Annotated in this window: 19 protein-coding genes; 1 reads left to right on the top strand and 18 read right to left on the bottom strand. The window is 49.7% G+C overall.

Annotated elements, in window-relative coordinates; translation table 11 throughout:
• Positions 1 to 111 precede the first annotated feature (111 nt).
• The gene (locus MHH76_RS07360; RefSeq protein ID WP_023856758.1) at positions 112 to 1440 is read left to right on the top strand and encodes an amino acid permease; all 1329 of its coding nucleotides are present in this window, start codon (positions 112 to 114) and stop codon (positions 1438 to 1440) included.
• Between the two features lie 36 nt (positions 1441 to 1476).
• On the opposite strand, the gene MHH76_RS07355 is transcribed toward MHH76_RS07360, so the two are convergent.
• The 18 genes from MHH76_RS07355 to MHH76_RS07270 form a co-directional block, all read right to left on the bottom strand.
• Positions 1477 to 2361: a carbohydrate ABC transporter permease gene (locus tag MHH76_RS07355; protein WP_023856757.1), complete on the bottom strand. Its 885-nt coding sequence runs from the start codon at positions 2359 to 2361 to the stop codon at positions 1477 to 1479.
• An 18-nt stretch (positions 2362 to 2379) separates the two neighbouring features.
• Entirely contained in the window at positions 2380 to 3333 is a 954-nt protein-coding gene (locus MHH76_RS07350; protein ID WP_031305101.1) for a sugar ABC transporter permease, read from the bottom strand.
• Between the two features lie 41 nt (positions 3334 to 3374).
• The gene (locus MHH76_RS07345) at positions 3375 to 4889 is read right to left on the bottom strand and encodes an extracellular solute-binding protein (RefSeq protein ID WP_026579837.1); all 1515 of its coding nucleotides are present in this window, start codon (positions 4887 to 4889) and stop codon (positions 3375 to 3377) included.
• Between the two features lie 95 nt (positions 4890 to 4984).
• Positions 4985 to 7570 carry a hypothetical protein gene (locus MHH76_RS07340; RefSeq protein ID WP_043054294.1) on the bottom strand — a complete coding sequence of 862 codons (2586 nt, stop codon included), beginning with the start codon at positions 7568 to 7570 and terminating at the stop codon, positions 4985 to 4987.
• 177 nt (positions 7571 to 7747) lie between these two features.
• Complete coding sequence (locus MHH76_RS07335; RefSeq protein WP_031305100.1) at positions 7748 to 9745, bottom strand: beta-galactosidase; 1998 nt, start codon at positions 9743 to 9745, stop codon at positions 7748 to 7750.
• Positions 9742 to 10386 carry a rhamnogalacturonan acetylesterase gene (locus MHH76_RS07330; RefSeq protein WP_023856752.1) on the bottom strand — a complete coding sequence of 215 codons (645 nt, stop codon included), beginning with the start codon at positions 10384 to 10386 and terminating at the stop codon, positions 9742 to 9744. The genes MHH76_RS07335 and MHH76_RS07330 overlap by 4 nt, the downstream gene beginning before the upstream one ends.
• The gene (mgrA, locus tag MHH76_RS07325) at positions 10337 to 11395 is read right to left on the bottom strand and encodes an L-glyceraldehyde 3-phosphate reductase (RefSeq protein ID WP_023856751.1); all 1059 of its coding nucleotides are present in this window, start codon (positions 11393 to 11395) and stop codon (positions 10337 to 10339) included. Before mgrA ends, MHH76_RS07330 begins: the two co-directional genes overlap by 50 nt.
• 121 nt (positions 11396 to 11516) lie before the next feature.
• The gene (locus MHH76_RS07320) at positions 11517 to 13403 is read right to left on the bottom strand and encodes a rhamnogalacturonan lyase (protein ID WP_023856750.1); all 1887 of its coding nucleotides are present in this window, start codon (positions 13401 to 13403) and stop codon (positions 11517 to 11519) included.
• 123 nt (positions 13404 to 13526) lie between these two features.
• Complete coding sequence (locus tag MHH76_RS07315) at positions 13527 to 15101, bottom strand: rhamnogalacturonan acetylesterase (protein WP_230631845.1); 1575 nt, start codon at positions 15099 to 15101, stop codon at positions 13527 to 13529.
• A 20-nt stretch (positions 15102 to 15121) separates the two neighbouring features.
• Positions 15122 to 16990, bottom strand: a complete 1869-nt coding sequence (locus MHH76_RS07310; protein WP_020451063.1) for a rhamnogalacturonan lyase — start codon at positions 16988 to 16990, stop codon at positions 15122 to 15124.
• Positions 16991 to 17171: 181 nt separating this feature from the next.
• Positions 17172 to 17783, bottom strand: coding sequence for a YesL family protein (locus MHH76_RS07305; RefSeq protein WP_023856749.1), 612 nt, complete (start codon positions 17781 to 17783; stop codon positions 17172 to 17174).
• Positions 17784 to 17797: 14 nt separating this feature from the next.
• Positions 17798 to 18490, bottom strand: a complete 693-nt coding sequence (locus MHH76_RS07300) for a YesU family protein (RefSeq protein WP_023856748.1) — start codon at positions 18488 to 18490, stop codon at positions 17798 to 17800.
• Positions 18477 to 19193 (bottom strand): rhamnogalacturonan acetylesterase, encoded by a 717-nt coding sequence (locus MHH76_RS07295; protein ID WP_023856747.1) that lies wholly within the window; start codon positions 19191 to 19193, stop codon positions 18477 to 18479. The genes MHH76_RS07300 and MHH76_RS07295 overlap by 14 nt, the downstream gene beginning before the upstream one ends.
• Before the next feature lie 13 nt (positions 19194 to 19206).
• The gene (locus MHH76_RS07290; RefSeq protein WP_023856746.1) at positions 19207 to 21492 is read right to left on the bottom strand and encodes a helix-turn-helix domain-containing protein; all 2286 of its coding nucleotides are present in this window, start codon (positions 21490 to 21492) and stop codon (positions 19207 to 19209) included.
• Between the two features lie 45 nt (positions 21493 to 21537).
• Positions 21538 to 22572, bottom strand: a complete 1035-nt coding sequence (locus MHH76_RS07285; protein ID WP_023856745.1) for a glycoside hydrolase family 88 protein — start codon at positions 22570 to 22572, stop codon at positions 21538 to 21540.
• Between the two features lie 18 nt (positions 22573 to 22590).
• Positions 22591 to 23466: a carbohydrate ABC transporter permease gene (locus MHH76_RS07280; RefSeq protein WP_223254846.1), complete on the bottom strand. Its 876-nt coding sequence runs from the start codon at positions 23464 to 23466 to the stop codon at positions 22591 to 22593.
• 21 nt (positions 23467 to 23487) lie between these two features.
• Entirely contained in the window at positions 23488 to 24405 is a 918-nt protein-coding gene (locus MHH76_RS07275; protein ID WP_031305097.1) for a sugar ABC transporter permease, read from the bottom strand.
• A gap of 34 nt (positions 24406 to 24439) precedes the next feature.
• Entirely contained in the window at positions 24440 to 25741 is a 1302-nt protein-coding gene (locus MHH76_RS07270) for an ABC transporter substrate-binding protein (RefSeq protein WP_033155143.1), read from the bottom strand.
• Positions 25742 to 25874: the final 133 nt, after the last annotated feature.

Raw genomic sequence — 25874 nt, 5'->3', positions numbered from 1 at the left:
ACAAAAAATGCGAAAATCTGAAAATTTATTTAATTTTTCTTTTTTAAAAAAGGTATTACAATATAAAAATAGTTTTCTATAAAAGAGATTACATCAATGGGAGGCATCGCAATGAATGCAGAAGCAAACGGACTAAAAAAAGAGATAGGCTTGTTATTTGCGCTATCTCTTGTGATTGGAACGATCATCGGTTCCGGCGTGTTTATGAAGCCCGGCAGCGTGCTTTCCTATTCCGGAAACGCACAAATTGCTCTTTTCGCCTGGCTCCTTGGCGGAATTTTGACGCTAGCAGGCGGGCTGACAATCGCCGAACTGGGCGCTCAAATTCCGAAAACGGGCGGGCTTTACACATATCTTGAAGAAATTTACGGCGAGTTCTGGGGGTTCTTATGCGGCTGGGTGCAGATTATCATCTACGGACCGGCCATCATCGGCGCACTCGGATTATATTTCGGCTCGCTAGTGGCCAACTTGTTTTCCTGGGATAAATCATGGACTGCACTCATCGGCATTATCACCGTCGCCTTTTTATGCATCGTCAACATCGTCGGAACAAAATACGGCGGAGCGGTACAGACGGTCACAACGATCGGAAAGCTGATTCCCATTGTATGTATCATTGTGTTCGGTCTATGGCAGGGCAATGAACATATTTTCAGTACAGTTACGGAGAGCATCGCCAGCCAAAACTTCGGAGCGGCGGTATTGGCGACGCTCTTCGCGTATGACGGCTGGATCCTTCTTGCGGCACTCGGCGGAGAAATGAAGAACCCGGAAAAAGTGCTCCCGAAAGCGATGACAGGCGGGATACTGATCGTCACAGCCTGCTACCTGTTCATTAACTTGGCGCTGCTTCACATTCTTCCTGCCGATCAGATTGTCAAGCTTGGCGAAAATGCGACAAGCACAGCCGCTACAATGCTGTTCGGACCGATCGGCGGCAAGCTGATCTCCATCGGAATTATCGTCAGCATCTTCGGCTGCTTAAACGGAAAAGTTCTGTCTTTTCCGCGCGTGATCTTTGCGATGGCTGAGAAAAAACAGCTTCCGTTCTCCCGCTGGATCTCGCATGTTCATCCGGCATTCCATACGCCTTGGATCGCGGTCATCGTCCAGATGATGTTCGCTGTCATCTTAATGATCATCAGCAATCCGGAAAAGCTGTCAGAGGTTTCGATTTTTATGATTTACATCTTCTATGTCATGGCGTTTTTCGCGGTGTTTATTTTGCGGAGACGGAAGAACGGCCAAGGGAGAGCTTACAGCGTGCCGCTCTACCCTTACCTGCCTGTTGCGGCTATTCTCGGGTCATTGTTTGTTCTTGTCAGCACGCTTATCACTGACTTTTACAGCTGCCTGTGGTCGATTTTGATCGGCCTCGTCGGTCTCCCGGTTTATTTTTGGATGAAAAAAAGAAATAAAAACGGCTCAGCCGCCTGAGCCGTAAGCCGCCGGCTCATGAGCCAGGCGGTTTTTTTATCCCTTCACAGACCCGATCAGAATGCCTTTGGCAAAATGCTTCTGCAAAAACGGGTACACGGCTAAAATCGGCAGCGTCGCAATGACGATAACGGCCAGTTTAATCGATTGTTCAGGCGGCACCGCTTCCATCATATCATTCGTCGTCCCTGTCAGATCCGAAAGAATCGTCACTTGGCGCAGCACCATTTGCAGCGGCCATTTCGCGCTGTCATTGATGTACAGCAAAGCATGGAAAAAGTCGTTCCAAATCCCGACCGCATAAAACAGCGCAAAAGTTGCAATAATCGGCTTTGACAGCGGCAGCGCGATCCTTAAGAACACGCCGATTTCTGAACAGCCGTCAATCTTTGCCGACTCCTCAAGTTCTTTCGGAAGCTGCTGAAAAAAGTTTTTAATAATAATAAGATTGAACGGATTAATCGCCATCGGCAATATTAGCGCCCAGTACGAATCGAGCAGTCCCAGTGATTTGACGACAATATACGTCGGAATCATTCCTCCGCTGAAAAGCATCGCAAAAATAACGAGATTCAAAAGCAGGTTTCTTCCCTTAATGTGCCGTTTCGCAAGAGGATAAGCCATCGTAAATGTAAAAAAGAGCTGGACGATCGTTCCCACAACCGTAATGAACACAGACACCCCCATGCTCCTGATAAATGTCGGCGTTGAAAAAATATAGCGGTACGCGTCAAGCGAGAATGTCTCAGGAAAGATAAAGAAGCTCTTTTCCGCCAGCTCGGCCTCCGTTGCAAAAGATCCCGCGATAATATACAGAAAAGGCAAGACGGTTATCAGCCCGCAGCAGCCGAGAAAGAGCACATTAAACCAATCGAATACCCGCCCCGCTTTTGTGTTATGGATCGTTTCCGCACCGGACATCCTTTTCACCTCCATTTATTAAAACAGACCGTCCTGGTCAAACTTTTTCGCGATATAATTGGCGCCGAATATCAGAATGATTCCGACAACCGATTTAAAAAGCCCGACTGCCGTACTGTAGCTGTATGCGCCTTGCGTAATTCCGACAACATAGACATACGTGTCAAAAATTTCAGCCACGCTCCGGTTTAAAGAGTTGGTCATTAAAAAAATCTGTTCAAAGCCGATGTTTAAAAAACTGCCGATTCTTAAGATGAGAAGCACGACGATCGTGCTTCTGATGGCCGGAAGGGTAATGTGCCACATTCTCCTTAATCTGCCTGCCCCGTCCATCACTGCCGCTTCATACTGCTCCTGGTCAACCGAAGCGAGCGCCGCCAGAAACAGGATCGTTCCCCAGCCCGTCTCCTTCCATATGCTTTGCAGCACAATCATCGGCCTGAACCATTCGGGATCCGAGAGAAATGCAATCTCTTTGCCCGTTATGCTTTGCAGCATTTTATTCATCACGCCCGTATCAACTGTAAAAAAGACAAATGTCATGCTGACGACGATCGTCCATGAGACGAAATGCGGAACATATATAAACGTCTGAATGCACCGTTTATAGATGGCATGTCGTAGTTCATTCAGCATGAGTGCGACAATCAGCGGAGCCGGAAATGCAAAAATCAAATCGAGAGCGGCGAGCATGAGCGTGTTGCGGAGCAGGCGGAAAAAGTCAGGGTTCATAAAGAAATCTTTAAAATACTCGAACCCGACCCATTCGCTCTGCCAAAATCCGAGATAAGGCGAATAATCTTTAAAAGCAATGAACACGCCCCACATCGGCCAATATTTAAATATGAGAAAATATAAAACACCGGGAACAAGCAGAAGATAAAGCCATTTATCCCGTTTTACGGCTTGCAGCCCAGTCGGTTTCTTTTCTGTCTCAACAGTGGTTTTCCCTGTTTTAGCGGTGATTTCCACGTGCTGCATCCCCCCTTTCGGTATACTGGTGAAGATCTGAGCTATTTCGTCTCCTTGTAGCGTTTGTTCAGTTCTTTCATCAAATCTTCACCACCGCTTTTATACCAAAGCTGCACGGCATCTTGAAAGCCTTTTTCATCGATGTCGCCGATGATAAACTGTGTTTTGGCATCGAGAATGATATTGTCAAGCTGTGCCCCTTTTTGGGTGTAAACATCTGAAACGAGCGATTCAGCCGGATTGAATACGGCGATTTTTTCCCCTTCTTTGAGAATCTGTTCACGGTGTTTGAACAGCTTTGATTCTTGTTTTTCCACATGGTATCTTTGTTCGGGAATGCCCATGCTGAACTGCGCAAGACCTTCGTGCTCATAAAGCAGTTTTTTATTATTTTTTTCAAGGGACGTGTACGTTCCGTTCTCAAGCTTATAGTTGCGCCCTTTTATACCGTTGTTAGCAATAATTTGTGCCTCTTCATCGTTCATTTTATCCAGGAAGCTGAGCACTTCTTTTAATTCTTTTTCCGTTTTGACGCTCGCTTTCGGAATGGCAATCATTCCGGCGTATCCCGATGTCGGGAATGTATACGTTCCTTTCGGGCCTTTGACCGTTCCGGTGACGTCGATCACATCCTTGTTAGCGGGATCTGCTTCTTCCATTGCGCTTTGAATTTGTGAGGCCCGCGAACCGGTATCGACGATGACACCCGCTTTTCCTTTGACGATTGGATCGTTCCACTTCGCTGAATCCATGACGGCGAAGTCTTTATTGATCAGCCCCTCATCATACAGCTTTTTGAAAAACCGCAGCGCTTCCATATACTCTTCTGTCGTGAAGTCCGGAATGAGTTCACCTTTTTCGTCTATTCCGTAGCGGTTTGGTGCGCCGAACCACGTCTGCATAATATCCCACGGGCTCCCGTTGCCAAGCCCCATCCATTTCGGCACCACCATGCCGTACGTATCGTCTTTCCCGTTTCCATCGGGGTCTTTTTCTTTAAACGCTTTCAGCACGTCGTAAAATTCGTCGATTGTTTTCGGCATCTCCAGACCGACATTTTCGAGCCAGTCCGTTCTGATGATGATCGAAGCGCGGATCAGGTCCCTCGCCCTGTAAATACCGTAAATCTCACCGTTGATGGAACTGTTCTTCATCACTTTTTTATCGGCCTTTCCGAGGTTCGGGTAGTCTTTTAAATAAGGTGAAAGCTCCCAAAACGCACCTGATTTGACAGACTTGATAAACCCCGGGGACTTGTCCGTGACGACGATGGCTTGCGGCAAATCTCCCGAGGCCATGACGATGTTGAATTTATCATTATAGGAAGAGTTCGGAACCCATGTCACTTTGATTTGTTTTTTCGTGTATGTTTCGAGCGCTTTTAAAGACGGGCTGTTTTCTCCCGGACTTTCCGGCGACAGGAGCGGAGCCATAATATGAATGGCATCCTTTTCTTTTCCTTTCCCGTCTTGATTGGCCGTCTCATTTGCGCTGCACCCCATCAAGAGCAAAAAAACAGCGGGTGCAGCGAGCCATTTGTTTCCCTTCAGCTTCAGTCTTGCCATTGTACAATTCCCCCTTTTGATCGTCTCAATTGTTCCACTTAAATTTAAAGCGCTTACATTTTTCCGGCAACCTTCATTTTTTGCCTTCATGCGCGAGCGGGATGTTCTTTCATTGCCTTGATGATCTTTTCTTGCATGTCCAGATCAGGCGGCATATCTTTAAGCAGCTCGAGCACGGCTATCAAGTTTAGGCACCATTGTGAGACGCAGTTTGTTGTAACCCAGGGAATTTCCGTGATCGTTTTCCAGGCATGGATTTGTTTTGGAGTGATCGGCAGCGGTGTATGGCTTTGTTTTTCATCGAGCAACTGGCGCCACACTTGTTCGGCGAGCTTCCGGTCTTGGCAGAGCCGGGCAGCGTAAGCGGCCATGGCAGCGGAGAACATCGGCCAGTGAAATAAATCATCGTGAAGCTTCCCGCCGCTCCTTTTGCGCTTTTCTTCATCAGTCAGCAAATAAAATGCGCCGAATTCCCCTAGCATCTCCTTCCATTCGACATCCTCAAGCAGTTCTGCAAGCTCCATCCATGTTTGCGGGGCACCGAAGGCGATGACCATATGATAGCCGCCATGATTCCCGTCTCCCATATGAAGCAGATCTGAAGCTTCAGGATCGTATCCGAAAGTCGGTCCGGACAACAGACGAAGCGGCAGCGCTTTAAGCCGGCCGATCCCCCGTTTGATTTTATCAAGGTACGCTTCATCGCCTGTCCGCTCCCATTCCGTCAGCCAGTTGGAACAGAACGCCGCCCAGTCGGGGCCTACTCTTGCGTGGGCGGGAAACTCTTTTTCCGGATAATAAGCTCTCATCGGATCAAGCGTCTCAAGCGCTCGATCGGCATCTTTTACTTCAGATAACACGTCTCCCGTTCTCTCGTCCGCCGTCAAAAAGTAATAAGGCTTATGAAGGCCGGCCATGCTAATTCTCGCTTCCTTGCACCCGCAGCCCCAATGGAGGACATTGTGCCTTGAACCGAGGCCTTTATACTCCCCGAAATGATAGCAGTCGACTTCGCTAGTGTGACGGGTCATCGCTTCCGCCATTCTGAAGATGTCTTCCGTACCGGATCTGAAAAAAGACTGCCAAAGCCAGAGGTTCGGAACGAGTTCCGTATTTTGCCATGCATAGCCGCCAAGGTCGTACCGCCATACATGCCGGACGGCATCGTACGTATGCATCACATCACCGTAATGCCAATAGCCGTACCAGCTCCGCTGATCGACTTCGTTCATGTAAAACTTGAGATCAAGCTGATCTTCAAGCACAGCCGAGAGCGGGCGCCGTTTATCTTTCAGGCTCCAAACGCCCAGCGCGCGGGTGTGATAATAATAGTCAGGCTCACAAATAAGCAGCGGGGGATTTTGCCATTCGTCCGCCGCTCTATTCAGCCCTTCATCGCTCGGCGGATTTGCAAAACAGGCGAGGCTGACTTCGCTCGTATTGGCAATGCCGACGGCCGTTGACCTCATTTCGGCAAACCCTTCATATGCGCTTTCAACATGAGTGTCTTTTGAATAATGACGGAAATCCATCGCTTCAGCTTCAGGAGGCCAAAACCATACCGCCAATTTCGTTTCCCCGCCGGCAAGACCTTTCGCTTCAAGCGATGACGGATATTTTTCAAAGAAGTTCCTGAGCCCGAGTGCGATGCCGCCGTTTTCCCCGCCTGCATACATCAGCCCTTTCGCTCTCTCCCCATGAATCGCGTCCACCCAGGCGCAGCCTTTGCCGGTTCGCTTTTTTAAGCGCCAGTGAACAGGGGAATCCTGGATGAGCTTGAAATCGTTCCAGACGGCGTTTCTCTCGGCATCGCGCACGACTGCCGACTTTTCCGGTACAGGCTGTCCCGCAATCTGTCGTTCATAGAGTCCGTTTGTTTCATTGAATCTTCTCGTCACAAGCAGCTGAGAAGCCTCTCCGTAAATCCCTCCGTCGGCCGCATAGCGGATATGCCTGTTTCTCGGCGCTCCGCTCAAAACCGCGCTCATCTCGAAACCGAGTCCTTTGATCCATTCTGTTTCTGCTTCACAGTCGATGAAGATCGTGTGCACGATCCGGATGGACGGGACACCGGCATAGAAAGACAGCCTGACGGTAAAAGGGAGCCAAACATCGATGCCTCCGCCGCGGTGGACGCCTTCAATCTTGACGACTGTCTTAACCGGACCGTTTTGTTCGATTGCCGTACGTTTGATCATGCTCTCAAACCGTTCAATATGATACATGCATTGTGAATCTGAGCCGCTTCTTTTTTCTTTTAAAGCGATGAGCCGCCCTTCTTTCGCCATCATTTCCCCGGAAATGGAAATCGAACGGATGAGTTCCGTCCCCGATTTTCCAAGCCTGCAGACTATCGCGCCCGTATTCACCGTGATTTCATCTTTCTGCTCACTGACATTCATGACGGTTTTAGGGACGCCGGCCCCCCCTTTTTTCAATGTAAATCGGCTGCCGCTTTCTTTAGGGAAGACTGCGGCATGCCCCGTCCATTTAAGCGAGCCGTCAGGCCAATACGCGAGCGGCCATGTTTGCAAACACGGGGCGTTTTTCGAAGCAATGGCGACCGTCTCTCCTTTTTGCAGCACTCCTTTTGCCCAAGGAACTCCCCAGGTCACCCCGCCGAACGCGGCAGGCGCCCTATTCAGCCATTTTAGTTCAGTCTGTGCTTTCATAAGTGTTCCTCCTTTCTGTTTAACCGATTGGTCAGTGAATATTTTCCTGTTTAGCCTTTTGACCGTCAATATTCCTTTTTTGCTTATATTGGAGAGGTGTCTGCTCCTTTTTTGCAGGAATCATCCCTTTTTTAGCAAAACGAAACAAAAAAGCCGCGGGCAAGCGCCTGCGGCGATTCATTTATTCTCTGAAAACAAAACCACGCGGTATTCGTGCGGGCCGAGTGTCACGCGTCCGGATACGGGCCTGTCGGACAATAAATCGGTTCCGTTTCCGTCAAGTGTCACTGCGCCTCCTTTGCCGTCCATATTGATCACGACCCAGACAAGACCGTCTGCTCCTTTCCGGGGCGCGACGACTGTTCCAGGAGTGGCATCGGTTTTCTGTGTAACACCCGCTTCTTCTGCGTAATGACTGATCAGCTTTTTCATCATGATGTCACCCGCTTCGCCTGCCGGCATCGACCCGAGCATGACGATTTTTCCTTTTCCGCATTTATGCTCTGTGATGAACGCTTTTCCTGACGCCGGGCCTTTTTCAATTATCCCGACAGCCTCGGTGCCGCCGGCATCAAAAACAGCGCTCCACAGACTCAGCGGCGCCTTTACGCCAAACGCCGTTCCGCTCGAGTTCCGCTCATCCATCGGAAATGTATAAAGCGTTTTGACTCCGGAACATTTTTCCAATTCTCCTAATCCGCAATCAGTGTGAACCGTATGATTTTCTGTTCTTCCGCCCGTCAGCGGCCCCGCAATCCAAATGCCGCCACTTTGTGCAAAGGCTTCGGCTTTTTTGATAAACGCAGGCGGAAGATAGTGAATAAACGGCGTAAACAGCAGTTTATAGCCGTCAAGCGAGCTCCCTTCAAGAATGACATCTCTGTGAATGCCCATCTTTAACAATCGGTTATAAAACTCGGTGATCAGTGTTCTGTAGTGTAGACCCCGATGTGGCTCCGTTTTCAAAAACACCTTTGCACGATCCGAATAGACGACGGCTGTTTCAGCCTGCAAAGGGGCCGTCGCCAGCATGATGTGCTCAACCTCCCGTCTCGCCTGCTCGACTTCGAGCACATGATCATATCCCACATCAGGCTCCCCCCATGCGCTGATCACTGATCCATGCGGCTGTTCAGATCCGGCTCTCTGCTGACGCCACAGCCAATAGCAGAACGCGGCTCCGCCAAGAGCATAAGAAGAGACCGCTTCAGCCTTCAAATAGCCGTTTTGATGAGGCACGGCATAGCTTTCAAGCGAAGCGCTGTAGGAAGGGCTCGTTTCCATTATCCAAAACGGCCGTCCTTTTTTAATGTTTCTCCATAAATCACAATTAAACAAAAAGGCGGCACTGTTTTCCTGGCTGGCGTACGTATCAAACGAGGCGAAATCAAGGCTCTTGAAAAGATCTTCATGATCAACGCCGAACATGACGCTGCTGTTATGGGTGATCGGGGCGTTGGAATATGTTCTGATCACCTCAGCCTGCTCACGCGCAAATTCAGAAATCTTGTCCATCGAAAACAGCTGATACATCGTCCTTAAAGAAGAATTGTGCAAAAACGGGGTCGGTCCAGGCTGCGGAACTTGCTCGAAGCGCTGATACGTTTCGCTCCATACGCCTGTACCCCAAGCCTCATTCAGACGGTCAATCGTCTGATAGCGGTCTTCCAGCCATTTGTGCCATAATGTGTTGCACGTTTCACACATGCATTCTGCGACATGGCATTTGAATTCATTGTCAAGCTGCCATCCGATCAATCCCGGCAGTTCTCCGAGCTCTTTGGCGATATGTTTGATGATCAGGCGGGCCCGCTCTCTAAAATACGGATGGTTTGTGCAGGCATGCTGCCTCGAACCGTGTCCCATCGTCTCTCCTTTTTCATTCACATGCATTCTTTCCGGATGCCCGTGGGTCAGCCAGATCGGCGGTGTCGCAGTCGGTGTGCACATGACCGTTTCCATTTTGTTGTCGTGGAGCTTTCGGATGACGCCGGCAAAAAATCCGACATCGATCCTTCCTTCTTCCGGCTCCATCCTTGACCAGGCAAACTCCCCGATTCTGACGACATTAATCCCGGCTCGCTTCATCATCCAGATATCTTCATCCAGCACGTCCTCATCCCATAATTCGGGATAAAAGCAAGCGCCGTGGTACAGTTTTCCGTTCATCTTCATACCGTCTCTTTAACAAACGGCAGCCCGAGCTCTCGAATGCCGATAGAGACAAGCTTCGCCATTTCCCGGGCCCCTTTTTTCGTAAAATGTGTGTAGTCGTTGACATTTTCCGAGATCATAAAATATTTAAATACCTCGCTGTACCCTTTTTCCGCAAAATGCTGCAGGCTTTTGTCCATTAAATCGATCAAGCGGACGTTTTCTTCACTTGCGACCTGCTTCATCGCGATGCAGTAGTCCGGGAAATCGTTCAAAAAGACGCCGTCCTTGTAATGGAGCCTTGCGACAGGCGTGATGAGAAGCGGCGAAGCTCCTTTTTGACGCGCGCCGTCGACGTACATTTTCAAGTATTGTTTATACGTTGTATACGGCTCAGTATAGCGTTCTGGTTTGTCTTTCGACGCGTCATTGTGCCCCATCTGAACGAACAGCCAATCGTTCTGTTTGATCACATCCAAAATCGATGCAAGCCTTCCTTCTTCAACGAACGTTTTTGAACTTCGGCCCCCGATGGCCCGGTTGATCACTTGTACATTTCCGGATACATAAGATTGGAGAAATTCGCCCCAGCCTCCTTGAGGCGAATCCGCCTTATAATTTTGCACGGTCGAATCGCCGGCCAGATAGATGCTGATTGTCATCACGACCACTCCTTTTATATGAAAGAATTTTATCAATTGTGTCGAGCTCTTCAGCTGAGAATCGAGCGGACTTAAGAGCAGCGGCATTTTCTTCGATCTGTTCGGTTTTGCTTGCACCGATCAGCACCGAGGTGACGCACGGATTTTTTAAAAGCCAGGCTATCGCCATTTGCGGCAGGGATTGGCCGCGTTCGGCCGCCACTTGATTCAGCTTGCGGACTTTGCCGAGCACGTCTTCTGTGATGCTCTCGGCCTGCAAAAACGGACTGTTCACATCTGCGGCTCTAGACCCGGCGGGAATCCCAGTCAAATATTTCGTTGATAAAAGCCCTTGAGCAAGAGGTGTAAACGCGATCGCCCCGGCTCCTTTTTTCTGCAGCACTTGCAGCAGGCCGTTTTCCGGTTCTCTGTGGAACATTGAATATTTGGGCTGATGGATGAGGAGCGGAACCCCGTATTCTTGCAAAATATCGGCCGCTTTTTCGGTCTGTTCGGCGCTGTAGTTCGACAGACCGACATATAAAGCTTTTCCTTGCCTGATGATATGGGCGAGCGCTCCCATCGTCTCTTCCAGCGGTGTATGGGGATCAGGGCGGTGCGAATAAAATATATCGACATAATCTATGCCCATTCGTTTTAAACTTTGATCAAGGCTTGCGACGAGGTACTTTTTTGACCCCCAATCGCCGTATGGTCCGGGCCACATCGTATAGCCGGCTTTCGTGCTGATGACCATTTCATCACGGTAGCGGGCAAAATCGGTTTTCAGCGCTTTTCCGAATGTTTCTTCGGCAGAACCGGGGGGCGGACCGTAATTATTCGCCAAGTCAAAGTGGGTGATTCCCAGATCGAATGCTTTTCTTAACAGTGCTTTGGCATTTTGAAACGAATTGGCTTCTCCGAAATGATGCCAAAGCCCTAAAGACAAAGCAGGCAGTTTTAAACCTGAATGCCCGCAGCGGTTGTATTTCATATTTTCATAGCGTGTATCACTCGCCTGATACTCCATATGAATCCCTCTTTTCGTTTTGAAATGAAATCGCTTACCATTCATTTTATGGGAACAGGCTGTGAGATTACAATCATACTTTTTGTATATTGAATAAACCTGAATGAACCGGCGATCTCTGTCACTCTTCATGTTTCTTACAGGGAGCGGTATAAATATTCGGCCGGGGCGGCTTGTCCATTCCGGTTCCCAAATAAAATCCGGGGTGAGGCGGCTGATTGTAAGCGACATTTTGCCAGGCTACCCCCAAGCGGTAGACGGGATCGTGCATGAATGTATAGAAACGATGTTCAGTCAGCTCGGTCGTTGTGTATATTCGCAGAGCATCGCTTCGCGCGGTGCGGAATACGACATCTTCGCGCCAATCGCCGAATAGATTGGCCTGAAGCACGGGCGTCCCTTTCGTCCAATTGTTAGACAGCGTTCCGTCAGCAGTGAGCAGATTGACCAGCCTGCCGCTGTGATAGTCCCATTTATCAATTTTCGGGATGCCGGCGGGTTCTTTCCAATCGTGGTCAAGCAGCTCGCGGAGAAGATCGCCGTCCCACCAAATCCCAAAATTGGCCGAAGCCGGAGCGGCGTCGCTGAGCTTTTCTCCCTTACTCGTATAGAGGCCGTATGATTTCCCTTCATTACCCGGGGGATCGATCGCCCAGACAAGCGAGCCTTTATAACGGGGATCGATATGCGCGGCCATTCCCCGCCCAACATCTGTATCCGCCGGCACTCCCCAGAGGATCTCCCCTGTACCCGCATCGCGAAATGAGAGACCGTACGGAAGGCGCGGGTCTTCATGCACTTGAAAGACTTCCAGCCCGGGTCGATCCGGGTCAAGATCGCTCACATGCATGGCGTCACCGTGCCCAAGCCCTGTCGTATAAAGCCCTGTTCCATCATGATCCACGGCCATCGCACCGTAGACGATCTCATCTTTCCCGTCATCGTCGACATCCGCGACGCTCAGACTATGGTTTCCCTGCCCTGCATAGCCTTCGTTTCCGGGCTTGTCGCTGTCAAATGTCCATAGCTTGGTCAGCTTGCCGTCCCGGAAGTTGTAAGCGGCAAGCACCGTTCTTGTGTAATAGCCGCGCGCCATAACAAGACTCGGCCTTTCACCGTCCAAATAGGCGATGCCTGCCAAAAATCGATCCATGCGGTTGCCGTATCCGTCTCCCCAATCCTCAAGCCTGCCCCGCGGCGGATCGTAATCCATGGTTGCCAATTCCCTTCCCGTTTCCCCGTGAAAAATCGACAAATATTCAGGCCCGTCCAAAATTCGTCCATTTTCATTTCTGTAATCGGCAGCAGGATCGCCAATCACCCGACCAGTTCCGTCAACCGTTCCGTCAGCTGTCTTCATGGCGATTTCCGCTTTCCCGTCGCCGTCAAGATCATAGACCATCAATTGCGTATAATGGGCGCCCGCGCGGATGTTTTTCCCGAGATGAATCCTCCACATGAATGTCCCATCAAGCTTATATGCATCGATGATGACTTCTCCGGTATAGCCGTTGTGTGCATTATCTTTCGAATTGGACGGGTCCCATTTGAGCACAATTTCGTATTCTCCGTCGCCGTCGAGATCTCCGATGCTCGCGTCATTGGCGCTGTACGTATACTGTACGCCGTCAGGAGTTGTCCCGCCGTCAGGCTTGTTTAACGGAACATCCAAGTACGGCTTCTGCCAGACAGCTGTTTTGTGCGACTGCTCGACTTCCTGATCTCCGAGAACCTTTGTCACATAATAAACAGATTCTCCGTTTCCGTGTTTATCAAGAAAGTTGGTCGATGATGAAACGGGTGTTGAGTTGATTCTGTGACCGTTGCGATATAGGTTGAAAGCCGTTTCTTCCGGATCTGTTCCTAAGAGCCGCCAGCTGAGAAAAACCCCTTTTTTTGTTTTTACGGCCACAAGTCCGCGGTTCAAGCGTTCCATTTGCCTCGATTTTGCCGTCGATTTCACCGGCCGAACGCGTTCAGCTGCTGCATGTACGTCTTTTTCTCCCATCGTCCTCTCTCCCCTTTACGGTTTGGAATGGCGAACGGGAGAACCGGAGACCGGCTCTCCCGACACCTTATTTCTTGAGCGAATGTTTCAGCGGATACATGTTCATATCGGCGATTTCTTCTGTCACGAGCCTCGCCAATTGGTTGGCGCCGAACTCGTGAACATGCACCCTGTCCTGGATTCCGTCTGGATAATTCGGGCTTTCCCCGGCTCTAAAAACATAAATACGTTTTTAGTCGCTTCAACGCCGATCTCGTTGTAATAATCAATGCTCTTTTTATTTAAATCGAGCACCGGAACGTTCATTTCCCGTCCGAGCTGTCTCATTGCGTTCGGATATTCTCCGATGCTGTTGTAAAAAACGCCCTTTTCATCATAGGTTCGTTTACTTTGAGAAGTGACGAGCACAGGCCGTCCTCCTTTTTCGCGGGCTTTGTTAATGTAGGTTCTCAAGTATTCCTGAAATGTCGTATACGGATCTGTATGACGGGCCGGATCTTGCCCGGCGTCATTGATGCCGAACTGAATCAACAAATAATCGCCCCGTTTCATCCGGTTTAAAATCGTATCCAGCGACCGTTCATCCACAAAACTTTTCGCGCTTCTCGCGCGTTTCGCCTGGTTGTCGATGACGATTTCATCCGAGAAATAGCCGCCTAAAAATTGCCCCCAGCCTGCCATCGGCGCATAACCTGGTTCATAATCGGAAACCGTGGAATCTCCCGCCAGAAAAACCGTCGTCTTGTCATCCGTTACATGATAAGCCGTCTTCGTCAAGACCAGCGCATTGAGGCGCGGCGCTGTTCTCGCTGCTATGGCTTGAATGGAAAGGCGGCCACCGGAAATATGAATCGGAAACGTTTTTTCGTTGTATCCGCCCGCTTCCGCTCCAAATGAATAGAGCTGAATCATGCCATTTGCCCGTACGTCCATGTTCGTTTTTGCCCGGGCATCTCCGGTTATCAGCCGGACATGATATTGACCGTCAGGCAAATCGACCGTAAACGCCGTTCCATCCGGTATGCAAAAGTCTGAACGAAGCGGATCGGCGATACCGCGGTCCGTACAAGTCACCTTTGTTGTGTCGTCAAATCCGTAGCCTTTTAAAGGAGTATAAGCCGATTGCGCGTCTATCGGAATAAAGCCCGAAGCAAGAGGCCCGTCACCGAAATCAAACCGATACACCTTCGAAATTTCGACGGCATACACTTTTGGCTGAGGTCCTTTCCACTCCAAATCGAGACGCCCGTCTTCCACCGTAACGGTGAACGCTTTTTCGGCTGAACTTCCCTTTGCTCCGGCCGGGATCGTTCCCATTTCCTCTCCTTCGGCATAAAGCTTCAATTCACCGCGGGATGAGGCAAATACGGTTACGCGGTATTCACCAGGAGAAAGAACCGCCAGAAAAGCCGTCCGGTTCACGACACAATAGTCTTTCTTGAGCGCTTCTTTTTTTTGCGTCTTTTTGCACACAGCGTTCCCTGCCCGTGAAAACCCGTAGCCTTTACCATTTTGATACGCGGAGGCCTCGTTCACTTTCACATAATCCTTCTCAGCGGGACCTTTTCCAAAATCGAACAGAAAAAGATCCTGACTGTGATGTGCGGCAGCGCCTTTCGGCTGCGCAGGTCCCTCAATCCCCGTGCTGAAGAAGAAAAGGAGAAGGATGGCCCATACGCAACGAACATATCGCTTCATTATGAAGCTCCCCTTTTCCATCAGCGTGTATAAATGTTCGGCTTCTCAGGTGTCTGCATGCCTTCGCCTAAATAAAAGCCGGTGTGCGGCGGCTGGTTGTAGCCGACATTCTGCCAGGCGATTCCGAGGCGATAGACGGCATCATGCATCAGCGTATACAAGCGGTGTTCCGTCATATCTGTCGTCGTGTAGATGCGCAGTTCGCTGCTGTCATCTGCTCGCCAGATCACTTCTTCGCGCCAGTCTCCGAGAATGTCAGCCTGCAGGGACGGCGTCGCTTTTGTTCCGTTATTTGCCGAAGCTCCAGATGCTGTCAGCAAGTTAACGGTTCGCGAATTTCGATAATCCCATTTATCAATTCTGTTGCTGTCCAGAAGCTCTCTTTGGAGATCGCCGTCCCACCAGATGCCGAAGTTCGTTGATGAAGGCAATGTGCTCCCGATTTTTACGCCTTTTGCCGTATAAAGACCGCCGTTCGCCCATACTTCCGCTCCTTCGTAGCGCGGATCGATATCAGCAGCCATCCCGCGTCCGACATCCTTGCCTGCGTGCACTCCCCAGATGATCTTTCCCGTTTTCGCGTCCCGGAAAGACAATCCATAGGGAGAATTGCTGTTTTCATGCACTTGAAAGACTTCGAGTCCCGGTCTTGAGGGGTCCAGGTTTCCTGTATGCATGGCATCCCCATGTCCCCATCCGGTTGAATAAAGGCCTTTACCGTCATGATCGACAGCCATCGCTCCGTATATGATTTCGTCCTTTCCATCTCCGTCAACATCAGCGACGCTCAAACTGTGGTTACCTTGACCGGCATAGGCGCCATTTCCGGGAGCGTCCGAATCGAACGTCCACAGTTTGGTCAGCTTTCCGCCTCTAAAGTTGTAAGCGACAAGCACTGTTCTCGTGTAATAACCGCGTGCCATGACAAAACTCGGCCGCTCCCCGTCAAGGTATGCGACACCGGCCAGAAAGCGGTCAACCCTGTTGCCGTAGCTGTCTCCCCAATCGGCTACATTTCCCCGGGCAGGTTCGTAGTTGACCGTTGTAAGCTCAGCGCCTGTATCGCCTTTAAAAACCGTCAAATACTCAGGCCCTGACAAAATTCGGCCTTGGGCATTGCGATAATCGGCGTTTGCATTTCCGATCACCTTTCCCTTGCCGTCTTTCGTCCCGTCGGCTGTCTTCATGGCGATTTCCGCTTTTCCGTCGCCGTCAAAGTCATAGACGAGAAACTGTGTATAATGGGCGCCGGCGCGAATGTTTTTGCCAAGGTTGATTCTCCACATCATGGTCCCGTCAAGCTTGTATGCGTCAATCAGCACGTCTCCCGTGTATCCGTCCTGTGAATTATCCTTTGAATTGGAAGGATCCCACTTGAGAATGATTTCATATTCGCCGTCTCCATCAAGATCGCCGATGCTCGCATCATTGGCGCTGTATGTGAATGACACCCCATCAGGCGTTTTTCCCCCGGCCGGTTTTTGCAGCGGAACAGATTTGTATGGTTTATTCCAAACTCCGGCGGTTTCAGAAGGAGCCTGCTCCACGCCGTTCAAAACGGCGCGCACCTGGTAAACGGCATTCGAATCCCCGCCTGCATCCTGATAATTTGTACTCGATGTAATCGGGGAACCGTTCAGCTTCTTTCCGTTTCGATACACATTAAATGAAACAGAAGCGGACTCGGTTCCGAGCAGCCGCCAGCTCACAAAGACACCGTTCCCCGTTTTAACAGCGACAAGCCCCCGGTTCAGCGACTCCATTTGCCTTGCCTGCACAGCCGTCCGCCCGTCTGCTTCCGCTTGTTCCGAGAAGCCGGTCACAAGCGTAATGAATAAAAGAGATGACGCAGCCAACAGTTTTTTCCACCTTTTATTTCCTTTTTTCATCATCTTCTCCCTTCGCCTTTTTGTAAGTGCTTACTTAAAAGGGATTCTATTACGGCTTCCATTTTTATTCAATTGCACTTTTTTGCCGAAGGGAAAAGATGTGTTCAAGTCCGATTTAAAGCGGTTCTCCTTTTTCAATTGATACTTTTTTGCTCACTTTTCTCATTTTTGCACGGTTCAGCTAGCCTTCCAGGCGCAAAAAACAGCGATGTGCAATGAACATTAATACAAGAGCAAACAAACTGACACCATAAAATGGAATCAGTCCCGGAACCGTCAACAGCACATAAACGACAAAGCCTCCAGCAGCAGCCATTCCGGCCGTCGTCAAAGGACGAACGAGACCGATCAGTGCAGCCTGTGAAAAATAGCGGGCAAACGGCAGCTGAACGTGAACGTAAAGCGGAAAAATATACACGAAAACTACGACATACATGAGTCCGGCCATCAGTGTGGCATAGCTGATGATGATTGAAAATAAATCCTCACGGACGCGGAAAAATTGATAGTTTACTAATAAAATTGTGCCGGCGGCGAGGAGGATGAGGCCAAGTCCGTTTGTTTTGAAAAACTCTTTTTTATACGTTTGATAAAACGTTTTGAATACCGGTGCGTCCGTCCGGCCGAGCAGCCACTTGCGCACGACCGTGAACATCGCGGCCGTGCTCGGAGCCCAGCCGAAAACAACGCCTCCTCCCAGCGTGAATAGAACCCAGAGCGTGTTCAGCCAGGCGATTTTCATGATCGCTTCACAAGCGCCGTACATCATCGCCATCATGCCTTTTTCCCGCATGTCCGATCCTCCTTTCAGTCGCAAAGCAGCCTGCGCACTTCAAAGTTGGCGTAGGCTGCTTTCAGCGGAGCCATTTGCCTGAAACCGATTTTTCCTCCTCCGTAAACCGGGCCGAAACGCCTGCCGTCATCCTCCCATTCCAAAATGGGCAGCCCGTTGATTGAAAAATGAACGGATACCCCGTCTTTTATGAGCTTCATTCGGTAGGGAGGCAAAGCGTCATTAGCGGGCGGAAGCGGGTCGGCTCCCTCACAGACGAGGTGAAAACCGCGGCTTTTCCTGAGGTTGCATGTTCGGAATGCTCTTTCATCAGCATGCTTATGTCTGAAATACGACAGGTGCAATGTGTTGATGTCCCCTGAATGATATTGCGGATATTTCCCTGTTCTCTCCGCCAGCCGCCCGTCAAATAAATCTTCCCCATTGATCCCGGTGGCTGCAAAAAATATCATGCATAAGCCGGGCTCCCGCACAGGATAGAAATCCCACTTCACAACTATTCCATCAGGGAATGTCTCTGGACACCAGTAAACAAAATGGGCATCGTCTCCATATTGCTCAGCATCGAGTTCATTCTCCATATGCAGGCGGCCGTTCGGAAAACGAACGATTCCTTTTCCTTCCATCACCCAGCCGCGGAGATCTTCAGGAGACGATAAAGGGTTTTGATAAATCAGGCTTCCTTCTCTTGCATTACACTTCGGCACGGAAGTCGCTCCTTTCACAATGAAGATAAGCCGCTAGAGGCAGGCCGAGCTCTCTGATTCCTTCTGTTACCAGCCAGGCGACTTGACGGGCCCCCGCCTCGGAAAAATGAGTATTGTCTTCAATTCCATTTGGATAATGAGGATGTTCATGCGGCTGAAAGTGGACGAACAGCCGTTTTGAGCCTTCCGTTCCGAGAGATTCATAGAGCGCTTTTGTTTTGGACCATAAATCGATGAGCGGAACTTCGAAGCGGTCAGCGAGCGCCTTCATCGCTTTCGGAAAATCTCCGAGTGTGTCGGCAGGCTTTCCATTTTGATCAAAGCGTCTGCGCTCTGCGGAAGTGATCAAAACTGGAGTCGCCTGTTTTTCGCGAACCGCTTCAACATAGCGGACAAGATGCTCCTGATAGGTTGTATACGGGTCTGTTCCGTACGGTTTTTGATCGTTGTGGCCGAACTGGATCAACACATAATCACCAGGCCCAAGCCGCTCCGTAATGTCATCGAGCCGGCCTTCATCAATGAAGCTGTTCGAACTGGCCCCGCCTTTTGCCATATTCACGACCGCAGCCTCATCTGAGAAAAACAGCGGAAGCATCTGTCCCCAGCCGGCCATCGGCGCTTCATGCGGAGGACAGTCTGCGACGGTCGAATCCCCGGCCAAATATACTGACACTTTTGGCTTTTCGTCTGTTCGTTTCATAACACTCTCCCTTTCACGAAGATTCCTGATGAATCTGCCTGTAGCGGCTCGGCGGAATGCCGACCTGCTTCTTGAAAATCCGGTTGAAATAGCTGTGTCTGTAGCCGACTTCTTCAGAAACGTCATGGATTTTTTTATTCGTTTCAAGAAGAAGCTCTTTCGCTTTTTCGATTCTGAGACGGGTAACATAGTCGATAAAATTGATGCCGGTTACTTGTTTGAAAGCTTTGCTCAGCGTATACGAATTCGTCCCGGCTTGATCAGCGCAGCTTTCAAGCGAGATATCGTTCATATAATGCTGATGAATCATCTCAAGCACCTGTTCGACAAGCCGTTTTTGCTGTCTGTTTTTCCTGCCTTCCATTTCTTTAAGATACGGGCTTACGACACGCTCCATCATCCAGCCGACGGCCCTTTCGGGCTCCCTCAGCTCTGAAAGCTCCTGCAGCAGATTTTTTCGGCTGAACAATTCATAAGGGTGAAGGCCGGAATGAAAGATCTCTTCCTGGATCTTTGCCAACAGCTGCATCATGCCCGGCTGGATGCGGATTTCCGTCTTTCCTTTTTCGGACAGTTCCCGGATGAACAGCCTGATCCGCCTTTCGACTTCATCCCTTTCTTCAAGCCGTAACGCCCTGACGACCTCTTTTTCAAGGGTGAACGGATAGTATGATTCAACGGGAGGCATGTCTTCCTTCCGGCTTAAATCGATCACCTGGCTGGCGTTTTCGAACTGTCTGTAATGCCTGCCTTCTTTCACCTCTTCATACATGCCGGGAATGTCTTTTAACATGTGAGCGGTTTTTGATACCGTCACTGTGACGTGGAGTCTTGATATGCCGCAGATCACATCCGTCAGCTCACGGACAAATTGGGCGGTTTCTTCCTTGAAGGCTGTTTTCCTGCCGCTCATCAGCAGCACAGCAAGCGATAACGAACGGACATCGGTCATATAAATATGTTTGAAAGTCCTACCAGCCAGTTCGCGCGTAATGTTGCCCAGCAAAAAACCCGTCAGACTTTCATCCTTTTTTGTAAAAGCTCCGTTCCCTTCGTAAAGTCCCGTCAGCTGGATATCGATGATGGTAAACACATTGTCTTTCGCTTCCCAGCCCCACCTTTTCAGACGATCTCTCAAATTCCTCTCTGATTCATCTGCAAAGTATCCGCCGAGAAGGCGCTGAAAAAAAACGTTTGCAGCCTGGGGCATTTCCTTTTTCAGTCTGCCGCTTTCCTCAGTCAGGTCTTCCCAGCGCTTCTCGAGCCAATGAAATTCATCCGGAAAATGAGCGGCCTTACCCTCTCCTGAGCAGAGCTTGATCAGCCTTGCGACAGGTGAATAAATTTTGTGTGACGCATACCATGACAGAATGAAAGCAAGAATGATCCCGGCGATGCTGACCGACGCGACGAGCTTCGATAAAAACAACACCGGAGCCGTAATTGCCGACATCGGTGAAGCCGAGACATAGGTCCATTCCTGGTTTAATCTGTCCATTCGTCCGTATGAAACGGAATACGCCCCTCCGCCCCAATCCATCACAAAGGAGCCCTGTTGATTTTTTTGTTTCTCAAGCATCCCTTTTAAAACGCTTTCAAAATTGGCTTTGCCGCGTTTGCTCCCGGAAAAAACAGGCTTTTGATTATGATGAAAAAGAAGCGCTGTTCCCTTTGAATACGGTGAAAGGCTTTCCAGCAAATGCCCCATTTCTTTTTCGTCAAGCGTTAAAATCAGCGCGCCGAACGGCTCTGAGATGCCTCCCGGAATTTTGTGGACAAGCGCCATTCCGTAAGGAGCGGCGCTCATGTCTTTCCAATAAACGTTTTGACCGCCTTCAAGCAACGAATGATAGGCCTTTAAGATGTTCCGGTCGGTCATTCCGCTGTATTCCGGATTTAAAAGAATCGGCTCTTTCCCTTGAATAAACAGTTCAACCTTGTGAATGAGCGGATTTTGATCCTGAAGCACAAACAGCGATTTTGAGAGCCTGTACGTCGTTTGAAAATCCGTTTGCAGATCGGCATCGGCCAGACCGTTCATCAGGCGCGGATCATATGCAAGCTGGGAGAGCATGATCTCAAGCCCTTCCAGCTTGTCATCGATTTGGCTGATTTGGCGTTTCACCTGGTTCTCGTGCATTTGTTGGAGCTCTTTTTCAATTTTTGCAGCGGAAAACAAATAGATTCCTGCACCCGTCAATAAGCCAGGAATACACGCAATCAGCAGAATCAGCACAAAGCTTTTTTTAAAAAAACTTCCTTTTCGCCGTGAAACATATCTTTGATGCAGCTTTTTCATCCCTCTCCCCCCACTGCAATGAAAAGAATGTTTCTTTTTCAATTTCTATTGGAACGCGCGCGACTTGGAGCGGACGACGTCTGCCAAAAACGTCAGGGCAAGCCCCTGTCCCCAGCCTTGAATCCGTTTATACGGAACGTCTTTGTATCCCTGTGCATCCCGCATCACTGCTGTGCCCGCTGAAACGCGTTCCACCCTTCCGTCAGGCGCGACCGCATCTGTTATGGCTGTGAGCGCCTTCTGAACGGATTTGTGGTATAGCGAGCCTCTGGACAGCAGGCCGGAAGCAATCCCCGCAGATCCCGACACTTCAAGATATGAATCAGGATCCGTCAGTACGGTGTGCCATAAACCAGAAGGATGCTGAAGCCTGACAAGCGCGCTCAACAAGTCTCGAAGTGAACCGTCAATGATCATGTATGAAGGATGCGTAACATCGATCAAAGGGAGCGCTTTAGCCATTGTCAAAGCGGCCCATCCGTTTCCCCTTCCCCAAAATATGCCTGACAGATTGTTTTTGGCCACATGGTCCCATCCGTGATAATAGAGATTGGTCTCCATGTCCTGCAAAAATTCCTCATGGCCGTGATACTGGCGCAGCCCGTCTTCAAAATATGCCTCGCTGCCGACAGTTTTGCCGATTCGGAGAAGGAACAAGCCCGCCATCATCATCGTATCGACCCATGCCTGTTCAGGGAATACATGTTTCTCTGAGTTGACGGTGTGCTGCAAAATCCCATCTGCGAACCGGGGCGCTTCGCGGAGCACATAGTCCGCCATTTGCCGGGCGGTGTCAAGATAACGGTCATCTCCTGTCGCCTGGTAGAGCGACAGAAGGGTATGGCCGATGGATACCCCGTTGATCGACAGCTTAGGCAAGCCGTCTTCAAGCTTTTCATCCGTCCAGTTTTTCAAAAGTTCGAGGTATTCGTCATTTTCGGTTGCTTCATACGCCTCAGCGACGCCGTAAAACGCGACGCCGCCCGGCCAATCCCATTCGAAATCCATCTGAAATGTCCGCTTGACGATTCTGTCGATCACTTCATTCAGTTTTTCTTCATCAAAAACAAGCTTTGTCATGCATTTTTCTCCCCTTTGTTATTTTAATCCGCTCATGCTGATTCCTTGGACGATCGATTTTTGAAAAACGAAAAATACGAGAATCACCGGGACGAGTGAGACGACTGACATCGCAAACATCGCCCCCCAGTTAGACGCCGTTTCCGTATCTAAAAACAGCTTTAGTGCCAGAGAAACCGGGTAAAGCTCCGGCTTGTTCAAGTAAAGAAGCGGATTGATCAGCTCCTCCCACTTCCAGTAAAACGAGAAGATGGCGGACGTCGCGAGCGCCGGTGCGATCAATGGCAAAATGATTCTGAAAAAGATGCCGAGACGGCTGCAGCCGTCAATTTTTGCCGCTTCATCGAGTTCTACCGGGATCGTCCTGATGAACTGAATCATCAAAAAGATAAAAAACGCGTGCCCGAAAAATTGTGGAACAACGATCGGCTTGAATGAATTCAGCCAATCCAGTTTTGCAAAAATGATGTATTGCGGAATCATCAGAACCTCGTGCGGCAGCATCATCGTCACCATCATGCAGCTAAACCAAAATGCCTTCCCTTTAAATGGAATCCGTGCGAATCCGTAAGCGATGAACGCTGAGGACAAAACCGCACCGACCGTCGAGAGGCCGACGATGATAAGCGAATTTTTAATAAATGTGATGAACGGCTGTCCGGCGATCCCTTTCCAGCCCTCCGTGTAATTGGACAGGATCAAAGGGTCTGGAATGAGCGAGTGAGATGTGGCGAATATGCTCGCACTTTCTTTAAACGAGCTTGCGATCAGCCAGATAACGGGATACAAAAGGATGATCGCAAGACCGGCAGTCGCGATATGGAACACGAGCTGCCCGGCTCTTTTCTTTCCCGTTCCTGCGGGAAGCGGGGCAGGCGCCGCCCGCCCCGAAATGTCTTTTACCGGCTCCACCAGCTACCCCTCCTTCGATTCGTAATGCACCCATAAGGATGAAGTTTTGAACAATATGAATGTGACAAGGCCGATCAGGATGAGCATCACCCATGCCATCGCCGATGCGTAGCCCATTTGGAAAAAGTTGAAGGCCCGCTGGAACAAATAGAGAGAATATAGAAGCGTCCCGTCAAGCGGACCGCCTTCCCCTTTTGAAATAATGTAGGCCGGCGTAAAGGTCATGAAGGCTGAAATGGTCTGCATCACCAGGTTAAAAAAGATGATCGGACTGAGAAGCGGGAGCGTAATGAGAAAAAAACGCTGAAATCTGTTTGCACCGTCGACGCTTGCCGCTTCCTGATACATCGGCGGGATATTTTTCAATCCGGCAAGAAAGATCAGCATGGAAGAGCCGAACTGCCACACCGACAAAAGAATCAAGGTCCACAATGCGCTTGTCGGATCCTGATACCAAAGAATCTTCTTGTCAAATCCGAGGAAGAACAAAAGCGCATTGATAACACCGTCATTGCCGAATACATTTCGCCACATAATCGCGACCGCCACGCTGCCGCCGATAATGGACGGGAGATAAAAGAGCGTCCGGTAAATGCCGACACCTTTTTCGGCTCTGTTCAAAATCACCGCAATGAAAAGCGCAAACGCGAGGCGCAGCGGAACACCCGCGAGCACGTAATAAAACGTCACTTTCAGCGAGCCCCAGTACTTTTCATCATCTGTCAGCATCGCCTTATAGTTGTCAAGGCCGACCCATTTGGGCGGGGTGAACAGATCGTAGCTTGTAAAAGACAGAAACAGCGAGGCTCCCATCGGAATGACGGTAAAGCATAAAAATCCGATAATAAACGGGGAAATAAAGGCGTAACCCGCCAAATTGTCAATTCTATTTTTTCGCTTCACGTTCACTTCCTCCTGCATTTGATGAGCGGCCTTCCTCCACTTGTCCCGCTTATCATTGTTGATTTCTTTTCAGTATCGCGTCCGCTTCTTTTCTGAACTTCGCGGCTCCTTCTTCAGGCGTGATCTTTTTAAACAAAATCTGGTCTGATGTGTCTTTTAGCAGTTTGATAACTTCGGCGCTGCCGATCGGTTCAGGCGGTTCCGCTTCCCCCGCGGACTCCGAAGCCCGTTCGACATATTCGAAAATCTTTTTCTCCTCTTCACTCAGTTCTTTCTTCACCGTTTCCGCAATTTTGGAGGAAACCGGCACGCCTCTTTCTCCTTTGATCAGGGCATTGGCTTTTTCATTGTTAATAAAGAAGTCGATGAATGCAGCCGCTTCTTTTTTTTGCTCGGAGCTTTTCGGGATTGAAAACAGCATGCTCGGCCTTAAAAACAGCGCCTTTTCTTTCGCCTGTTCAGGAGGCAGATTTAATGACAGAGGTGCATCGGTCAGCTGTGCGAACGCCGAAAACTGATTTGAATAATTCCATGTTGCAGCCGTTCGGCCTTTAACGATAAAATCGTCCTCCATTCCCTTCACTTGCGCGCTTTCATCAGGTGTCGGCGATGCTTTTTCATCAACGAGCTTCACCTGACGCTTGAAGTAATCGACAAACAGCTTGTCGTCTGAATAAGCAAGGCCTGTGCCGTCCTCTTTATAAAAGCGCTCGCCCTTCGTCCTCAAGTAATAAGGGAAAAAGACATCAGGCGGATGCATGCCGTTTGAACCGTATTGCCCCGTCTTCTCCTCGACCTCTAGCGCCAGGTTTTCAAAATCGGTCCACGTCCAGCTGCCGTCGTCAATTTCAACGCCCGCTTCTTTTAGCATGTCATCATTTGTAATCACCGACAGCACATTCACACCGAGCGGGAAGCCGTATAACTGATCACCGATTTTGCCGCCTTTGATCGTCTTTTCACCAATCGATTCGGTATTGATGGTCCCGTCCTTGACGTACGGAGTCAGGTCTTCAAGCTGGCCTTTCTTGCCGTATTGGGATAAATACGCCATATCCATCTGAATCACATCCGGCAGCTGACCCGCCGCAGACATCGGGGCAAGCTTTTTCCAATAATCGTCCCAATTCGCAAACTCCGCTTCGATTTTGACATGCGGGTGTTCCTTTTCATACAGCTCGATGATTTTTGATGTATAATCATGCCGAGGCTGTCCGCCCCACCACGCGACCCTCAAGGTAACCTTCTTTTTGCCGTCCGCACCGGCCGCCTCTTCAGTGTTTGAACTGCATCCGAACAGGCCGAGCGTCAGCAAAACGCAAAATGAGAAAAACACAAATCTTCTCATCAACATTTCCCCTCCTTATTTTGTAAGTGCTTACATTTCATTTTAAATTCAACTTTTTGTCCCAGAAACTCAAAAAACAGAGAAGAATGTTAAAAAAACAGAGATTCCGTCAATACGCAAAAAACCGCCGAATATACCG

This window comes from Bacillus sp. FSL L8-0193, from assembly GCF_037976065.1.
GTDB lineage: Bacteria > Bacillota > Bacilli > Bacillales > Bacillaceae > Bacillus > Bacillus paralicheniformis.
This window is presented reverse-complemented; position numbering and strand designations above follow the sequence as displayed.